The organism is Sulfuricurvum sp. (genome assembly GCF_028710345.1).
Taxonomy (GTDB): Bacteria; Campylobacterota; Campylobacteria; order Campylobacterales; family Sulfurimonadaceae; genus Sulfuricurvum.
Genome location: NZ_JAQTUH010000023.1, coordinates 1 through 9251 on the forward strand (window position 1 = coordinate 1; position 9251 = coordinate 9251).

The following is a 9251-nucleotide window of genomic DNA, read 5'->3' on the forward strand; positions in this document are numbered from 1 at the left end:
CCGGGTAAAAGAATTTCGACGGAACTTTTTCAAAAAAGTAAATACTCAACATTACTTTTGAATGGGAAAGACACTTAATGAGAAATAATAGTTACAGATCATATCAAGGTGAAACTACATGAAAAGGGGCAGATACTGATGAAGAGAGATAAAGCGGTGCACTATATGAGCGAGAGTTCAACATCAAATAAAAAGGTAGCCTAAATGAGTGAAACACAAAACACCAATCCCTCAACACCGAGAGATTATGACAAAGACCCAATAGTGATAGAGGATTATAATCCAAAGATACACATGCCATTTATTTTTATAGTAGGTGCAGTTTTTTTATATTTAGAACTTTTTTTTCACAAAAAGGATAGTTTTGCATTTTGGGCATTAATTTTTTTCCCAGCAGTTACTTTTTACTTCGTTTTACGAAAAGCTAAAAGAGTTGTTGAATTGAAAACAGATACGTTTGTATATCGTGATGATACTGAAGTTTTAGAAAGCATACATATTAATGAAATTTCAAGTATCGAAAGAACGTTCAATGATTTTTATAGAAAAAAACAAAAAATGGATCCCGACTGGACAATTCGGATTTGGCTTTCAAAGTTGTTATCACCTTTACTGATTGTTTTAATTATCGAAAAATTTATTTTTCATTTGTTTAAAAATAGACTTAGTGCTTATAAACTTTTTGATGCGATTCTTATTAGTACACAAGATGGAAGGGTAATCAATATATTGCCTAACGATAATGATGAATACGAAATGGTCAAGGAATATTTTTTGGAAAAATGTAGTGTGGATATTACCACGGTAGAAACAACAATTATAACTGATTATATTAATGAGGAGTTTATAAAATGACACCAGTTGAGATTTTAGAAGCAGGGATAAAAATCTGGGATAAGGCACATGACAAAGGTGCTGAAAAAATTGGTAATACTGCAGGTGAATATTATGTATTAGTACAAAAAAGTGGAGGAGATATAATATTAGAGAGTGTAAAAAATTCATACACAAATGAGGATAGTCTTGATGAAATTATTGTTGGTGTAGTTGGAGATGCAATCCAAGATGCTTTTTTAATTGCATTTCCTCCAAGTAGTGCCTTAATACAAGTTGGTCTTGTAACTTTAGAAGCTAATGACATCACGCTTGGAAATTTATTAAAAGACGCATACAAATATATCAAATCCGATGTAGCTACCCAATATTGGAAGTATGAAAAAGACTTTAATTACATGGTTGGCGGAACCATGCTGCATTTGGACTATGCAAAAGTACTCTATGATCGACACGGTGCAATTATGATCAATGGAGAGCAAGTAGTTCAATCCACCTATGAACTCCAATATAACGAGTATATTACTGCTAAGAAAAATATTGCAGACTATATCAACTCATATGTACCTAACGTAAGAATCGAGAAAAACAACGGCGTCCTCAAAGTCACTCTCCCAGACGGAACCATCTACGCCCAAGGCGAAGGATCATCGAATATACTGACAGGTAACACAAAAGATGATGTTTTATACGGTATGGGCGGTAACGACCAGTTGATCGGAGGCGCAGGTAAGGATCAACTATACGGTGGGGATGGCAATGATCTATTGATCGGAACTGATGGCTATGGAAACGATGACGGAGTAGCCGATGTCCTCTACGGCGGAAAAGGTTATGATACCTATATTACCGGAAATTATGATGCAATAAAAGACGATGACGGAAGCGGTCGTGTTGTATTTGAAAATGCTCTTTTAACGGGAGGAGAAGCTGAAGCGGGTGAATGTAACCCTGCCGGAAGCGGTATCTATCATGGAAACGGCGGTACTTATACACTTTCATCAAATGGAGTACTTACGTTTGTAAAAGACGGTGAAATGCTGAGAATTGCCAATTTCGTCAACGGAAATTTGGGAATCACCCTCAGTATTGAAAACCATAACGGAGGAGGAGGGGGAGGTTCCTGCCCTCCGCCTCCACCACCGCCTCCGCCACCTGAACCAAGCCCGAACTTCTCTTCTCCACTCGTACTTGACCTAAACGGTGACGGCGTCACCTCTATCTTTATATCTGAAGGTTCCACCCATTTCGATCTGGACAGTAACGGAACACGTGAACATACAGGATGGGTACAAAGTGATGATGCACTGTTGGTACTCGATAAAAACCAAGACGGCAAGATCAACAACGGAACCGAACTTTTCGGTAACAACACTCTCCTAAAAAACGGAACCAAAGCCGCCAACGGTTTTGAAGCCCTTAAGGAATACGATGAGAACAAAGATGGCGTGATCGATGCCAAAGACAACATCTACAACACCCTCAACCTCTGGCAAGACGCTAATAGTGACGGCATTACCGACACAGGAGAACTCCATGCCCTGAGTGAACTCGGAGTTGCTTCGATCAACCTAGGCTATACGACTGCCACAGACTATGAAGAAAACAACGTACTCAAAGAAACTTCTACATTTACTACCACCGAGGGAACAACCCAGAGTATCAACGACGTATGGTTTATGACCAATAACATGGACACCGCACGTGACACAACCGTAACACTCAAAGACTCCGTTGCCGCACTTCCTGATTTCCGTGGAGCAGGGAGAGCAGAGAATCTATCAACGGCTATGAATGAAATTAAAAATGAAAGAAAGGCAGCCTAAATGGAACAAGAAACACTCCAAACTCAACAACTCAAAAAAAGGAAGTTGCCAAAATGGCTCATAATTTTAATAGCAATACCTTTAGTAATTATTGCTATTCACTTTAATTTTTATTTTGCTACACAGCGCATTGTCAAAGCAGATGAATCGATCAATCAGGAAGCGACAAGTTATTTTATTCATGCAAATGTTATTTCAATGTTATGGATAAATGCTACACATACATATTTATTTGTTGATTACGATTCTTGGCTGATGAAGCCTTTAATAGTTTTAACAGATTATTTCTTTGAAAAAGGGGAAGTATTAATACAGCCACATAATGGAGAAGACGGTGTATGGTGGTATTTAACTTATGCATATATCTATAATCTTTCTACTTCCCAAAGAATTGATACATCCATGGACATTTACTCGTTACCTAAAAATGAAGAAATGAACTTAAGAAATAAACTAACTCGCTACATTATAAAAATTGGTAATGATGGTGTAAAAGGAGTAGATTTTGGAAAATATGAATCATCTGCAATGCATACGATGTTTGCAACACATCTTTCAAATATTGATGTAGAAAAACATTATACTGGTAATACAAAACAAGAAAAAATTGGAACATATCTGCATGATAAAAATATTAACGCTTATGCAAATGATTCCTATGTGGCTTATGTACGATTTCTAAAAAAAGATCAATTTAAAAGTGGATGGGAATTATTTATCTTAAATAACCTAAATGAAAGAGTTAGGTTTTTAATTTTTAATGACATGGTAAATTTTTCTTCTCAAAACATATGTACAAACAAATACATACCATCCTATCTAACCTATATAAAACTCATAAATATCAAGAGTTTAAATAGAAAAAATCAAAACGATGATATTCCCAACCAAAAAGTTAAAAAAATGTTTGAAGATAGGGAAAGAGATCGTATTGTTTTAACACAAATAAAAAACTCATGTCCAAACTTTGGAGATGAAATTAATCAAATTGAAATAACTTTTCAACAACTAAAAGGAGTCAACAATGGCAGATAATACAAATACAGGTGTTCCTGAAGAACTAAAAAATACTCTTGATGCTGTATGTGATATGGTAACTCTTGCAGATTTGGATGCAATGCAAAAAAGTGGTAAGGGTTATCATATGTTGACACAGTATTGTGCAGTCAATGGAAATGCACTAGCACAATATGATTTGTATTTAAAATATAAAGAAGACCCTGATGGAACAAAACATATTATTGCTGAGACAGCAAATAAAGTTGTTGCTGATGTCGTATTTGACAGAGAGATAAAAAAAGCTATGGCACAGGCTGCCGCAGGAGCTTTACTGGTTTATGCGGGCACGCCAGTAGAAGGCGCAGATCAAATTGCAGGAGCAGTTGTATATTTAGGGATGGCATTAAGAGGTTATGTTGTAGCAAAAACAAAAAGTTGGTTTGCTGGAAAAGGTATAGAAGAAGGAATTTTAAGATTATGGCCAGATAAAAATGTTGAAAAAGCAGCTTATCAAGGTAATATTGAAGTATATAAATATTCTGTAGAAAAAAATCTAACAACAATACAAGATAACGCAGAAGTGATTAATAATCTTGTTCCTGCTATTTTGAAAACAGATACCAATAAGCTCACCATCGGCACCCGCACCCTCGACATCCGCAACCTCTCCACAATCGAGCTTCGTAATGCAGTAAGCCATATCGATAGCGTATCATTCCTCCTCTCTGAAATAAAAATTCGAGTGGGTGAAAAACTCGATATGGGGAGCTACGGTATCTATACCGTCAAAGGTGGGGATACTCTCTCCCAAATCGCCGCATCTCACGGTATGGTGACGAAAGACCTTGTCATGCTCAATACATGGCTAATCGATGATGGACGTATTAAATTTAACTACCCTACCAAAGTCCTTATAGATGTAGGGACAACGATTAGCGAGGTTATTAACCATACTCTTGCAGGGACAATGGCGGATGATGTTCTCATCGATCATAACGGAGGCAACGATATTCTAATAGGTAACGGCGGAGCCGATTATATGGACGGCGGCACAGGCTACGACACCTACTACAGCGGCAACGGCGACACGATCAAAGATTCCGATGGAAGCGGACGAGTACTCTTCGAAGGGTTTAAACTTAGCGGAGGCGTAAAAAAGGTTACCGATTCCGGCGGATCATGCGGGTCGCCTGGAAGTCACAATGAGACAGAATACGAGGGGGACGGAGGAATCTACAAACTTTCCGGCGGCAAACTCACCTTTACGAAAAACGGAACAGGTGAAACACTCACTATCCAAAACTTCGTCAACGGAAATTTGGGAATCACCCTCAGTATTGAAAACCATAACGGAGGAGGAGGGGGAGGTTCCTGCCCACCGCCTCCACCACCTCCCCCTCCACCCGAACCAAGCCCGAACTTCTCTTCTCCCTTAGTACTCGACCTAAACGGTGACGGAGTCACCTCTACCTTTATCTATGATACCGATACCCATTTTGATATGGATAACGACGGAGTGAGACAACGTACCGCCTGGATACAAGAGGGTGACGCACTCTTAGTCCTCGATAAAAACCAAGACGGCATCATCAACAACGGAAGCGAACTCTTCGGAAACAATACAGTACTTAAAAACGGAACCTTAGCCGCTAACGGTTTTGAGGCACTGAGAGAATACGATGAGAATAAAGATGGCGTGATCGATGCAAAAGATAATATCTATAACGCCCTCCAACTCTGGCAAGATGCTAACAGCGATGGTATTACCGACAGCGGAGAACTCCATAGCCTGCGTGAACTCGGAGTGACCTCTATCAACCTAGACTACAGCACTCCTGATGATTACGAAACCCTCAACAACATTCGCCAAACCTCTAGCTTTACTCAAGTAAGCACAGATAGCGATGGTAACACCACCACTCAGACCAATACCGTTAATGACGTATGGTTTATGACCAATGCAGAAGACACCGCACGTGACACAACCGTAACACTCAAAGACTCCGTAGCCGCATTGCCTGATTACCGTGGAGCAGGAAGAGCAGGAAACCTCTCAGCTGCTATGAACACTAATACAAAACTGGAATCCGCCGTTACCGCACTCCTCGCCAAATCTTCTACTGCTACCTATAGCTCACTCTTAGGAGACGTTAAAAACATCCTCGCCCTCTGGACAAAAACGGATAATATCGATTCGACTAAAACACGAGGTGAGCAATGGATTTTAAATCACGGATATCTATATGGTGGTACCCCACAACCAACAAGTTGGCGTTACCGTGTTTACGCCTATGCCCGTGACGTTGCCATATTAGAGACCTTCTGGGGACAGAACTTCACGATGAGCGTGGACGGTAAAACAACTGCTAACGTCATCGGTACTGAGATGTCGGCATATATGACCAAAGCTATAAACACACTCACCGATACCGTACTCGCAACACTTCTCGTCCAAGAGCTCTACGGTAAAGATGCATATGACGTCTCACAGGGACAGTTTGACTATACGGGACTCTTTAGCAAACTGAACACCACTTTCACTGCAGGCACCACTGCGGATAAAACCGCAGCCGCCAATCTCCTCGCATCCCTCATCCATCGTGACGGATTAGAGACGCTATCCAATCTCGACAGCACTCTCCTAAGCGATACAGGCTTTAAAGCATTATTATCAACTGAGGGCGTTACCTACACGATCAACGTCGATGGAAGCATCTCGGGAAGTTACAAAGACACGATAGAGGGGGGTAGCGGAAAAGATACACTCCAAGCCAAGACGGATGGTACGGTATACGGAGGTGACGGTAACGATATAATCTATGGAAGCAACGGAAGCTACTCCTACAGCTCTACCGGAAACGCCATCGGAAATGAAGAGCTCCATGGAGGTGCCGGAAATGATACGATCACAGGCGGTGCAGGCAGCGACATCCTTTACGGAGATGAAGGGGATGATACACTCTATGCCAATAGTACAAACAGCGGTGACGGAAGTTACGGTCATGACGTTCTCATCGGCGGAACAGGAAACGATACACTCATCGGTACGGGACGTAACAGTACCTATATCTATCACTACGGTGATGGGTTTGATACCATTATCGACGGCGGGAATGTCGGGCTTACTTCCGATATATTAGAGTTGGGCGGGATCCGTTTTGATGATATACGTGTAGGACGTAGCGGTAATGATATGATTATCTCGATTAAAGATGATCTTGATGAAAATAGTGACAGTGGTTCCATAACCATTAAAGATGGGTTTGGGATAGGAAAAATAGAGAGCTTCATCCTTGATGACAAAACGCTGAACTTTACTCAAATCCAATATACCGACGATACGTATACGTTCAATACTGGAGACGGTGCAAAAACAATTAATGACCTCGGTTCCATCAAAGGCGATACCCTCCAATTCGGTGATGGAATAACGGCGGATACTATAGAGATCAAAGTCTCGTCCAACAGCAATGATTTGATCATAGCCCTTAAAGAAGACGGCAAAACATTCAGTCAGCTCAGTGACAAACTCACTATCACCAATTGGTTTAACCCTGACAACCGTATCGAAACGTTCAGCTTTAGTGACGGAACGACGTGGGATGCCAATGCTATTCTCGCCCATCAAGGAACCTCTGAAGCCGATACTACCAAATTACTCGATACAACCTCAGATATTACGCTTAATCTTGGAGGCGGTAATGATGTCATTGTGACTGGAAACGGGGCAGATACAGTATATGCCGGTAGTGGAGGTGATACGATAACTACTGGTGTGGGAAATGATACGCTGATAGGCGGAACGGGGAATGATACGCTGATGGGCGGTGCTGGAAATGACACTTATACTTTTAATCTAGGTGACGGTCAAGACACAATTATAGATGAAGATCGATATGCTCCGTATTATTGGAATCCATCGTATACGTTGACACGTAATGGAGGAAGTGACGTTTTACAATTTGGAGACGGGATTGTTGCAGATGATCTTATTGTCAAAGTTGTACCAAACAGCAATGATTTGATCATAGGGCTTAAAGAAGACGGCGTTGCGTTTGAGTATCTAAGTGACAAGATCACCCTTAAAAATTGGTTTGACCCTAATAGCCGTATAGAAAAATTTTCTTTTTCCGATGGAACCGTATGGAGTGTTAACGATATTATCGGGACACAAGCTACCGAGGGGGACGATATTATCCGCCCTGCCGATATGACTCTGCCGACAAATATACATTTATTGGGAGGTGATGATTATATCACTACAGGCACTGCAAACGATATCGTATACGGTGATAACGGTAACGATGTGATTAATACCGGACTTGGAAACGATACATTGATCGGAGGGACAGATAACGATATGCTTAACGGTGGAGCGGGAGATGATACCTATGTATTTGCGAAAGGAGACGGGTCGGATACTGTTATCGATAGTGCTGGAAACGATACTCTTCAATTTGCGGAGGGTATTACTCAAGGAGATATTCTCTTACGACAAGAGGGGAACAATCTTCGTGTAGCGATCAAAGACGGCACAACCGCGATTGATAATCTGAGTGATAGTATTGTTTTAAAAGATTGGTTTAGTACGGGCAGCCGAATCGAAAATTTCAGTTTTTCAAACGAATCAACGCTTGTCGGTGCAGAAGAGATTTTAACATTGATCGGAAGCGATGCAAACGATACGTTTACATGGAAAGAGAGTGTTCTATCTATTTCAATGGATGCTGGAGATGATACGGTTATTCTAGGAAATGGAAATGACACTCTAAATGGCGGTGCAGGTAACGACACGCTTCAAGGGGGTGGCGGAAATGATACCTATGTCTTTAGTCGTGGCGATGGAATCGATACGATAACCGATATTGAGAGTTATCAGCCTTATTATTGGTCAACCTATACACAGTTACGTAACGGCGGAAATGACACCCTCAAATTCGAAGAAGGAATTACTGCCGATGATATTATTATCAAAGCATCCGCCAACAGTAACGATTTGATCGTGGCGATTAAAGAGGACGGAGTGGCATTTGACGACCTAAGTGACAAAATTACCATTAAAAACTGGTTTAACGCCGATTATCGTATTGAAAATTTCACCTTTAGCGATGGAACGGCATGGAATGCAAATGATATCGTCAATGCACAAGGAACCGAAGATGCGGATACGGTACATTTGCTTGACACTGCCAGTGATGTCACTTTGAACCTCGGAGGAGGAAATGATACGATCATAACCGCTAACGGAAATGATATTGTCAATGGTGGTGAAGGTAATGACATTCTCAATACGGGTCTCGGAAACGATAGATTAATCGGCGGAACAGGAAATGATACGCTTCAAGGGGGCGGCGGAAATGATACTTACATTTTTAATCTTGGAGACGATACAGATACCATTATCGACAGTGCCGGCAACGATACTCTTCAATTTGGAGAGGGAATCACGTCGAACGATATAATCGTCAAAGCATCCGCCAACAGTAACGATTTGATCGTGGCGATTAAAGAGGACGGAGTGGCATTTGACGACCTAAGTGACAAAATTACCATTAAAAACTGGTTTAACGCCGATTATCGTATTGAAAATTT

General features: G+C 40.9%; 4 protein-coding genes. All 4 read left to right on the plus strand.

Annotated features, from left to right (window positions below; translation table 11 throughout):
- Window positions 1-204: 204 nt before the first annotated feature.
- The gene (locus PHC76_RS14040; RefSeq protein ID WP_300210569.1) at window positions 205-855 is read left to right on the plus strand and encodes a hypothetical protein; all 651 of its coding nucleotides are present in this window, start codon (window positions 205-207) and stop codon (window positions 853-855) included.
- Window positions 852-2660, plus strand: a complete 1809-nt coding sequence (locus tag PHC76_RS14045; protein WP_300210571.1) for a hypothetical protein — start codon at window positions 852-854, stop codon at window positions 2658-2660. Before PHC76_RS14040 ends, PHC76_RS14045 begins: the two co-directional genes overlap by 4 nt.
- A complete protein-coding gene (locus PHC76_RS14050) occupies window positions 2661-3695 on the plus strand; it encodes a hypothetical protein (RefSeq protein WP_300210572.1) in 1035 nt (344 codons plus the stop codon).
- A partial coding sequence (locus PHC76_RS14055; protein WP_300210574.1) for a calcium-binding protein occupies window positions 3685-9251 on the plus strand: 5567 nt, incomplete at its 3' end. The genes PHC76_RS14050 and PHC76_RS14055, both read left to right, overlap by 11 nt.

What these genes read in the sequence shown, in the direction of transcription:
- PHC76_RS14050 (WP_300210572.1), top strand. Translation starts at nt 2,661, where the DNA reads ATGGAACAAGAAACACTCCAAACTCAACAACTCAAAAAAAGGAAGTTG.
- PHC76_RS14045 (WP_300210571.1), top strand. Translation starts at nt 852, where the DNA reads ATGACACCAGTTGAGATTTTAGAAGCAGGGATAAAAATCTGGGATAAG.
- PHC76_RS14040 (WP_300210569.1), top strand. Translation starts at nt 205, where the DNA reads ATGAGTGAAACACAAAACACCAATCCCTCAACACCGAGAGATTATGAC.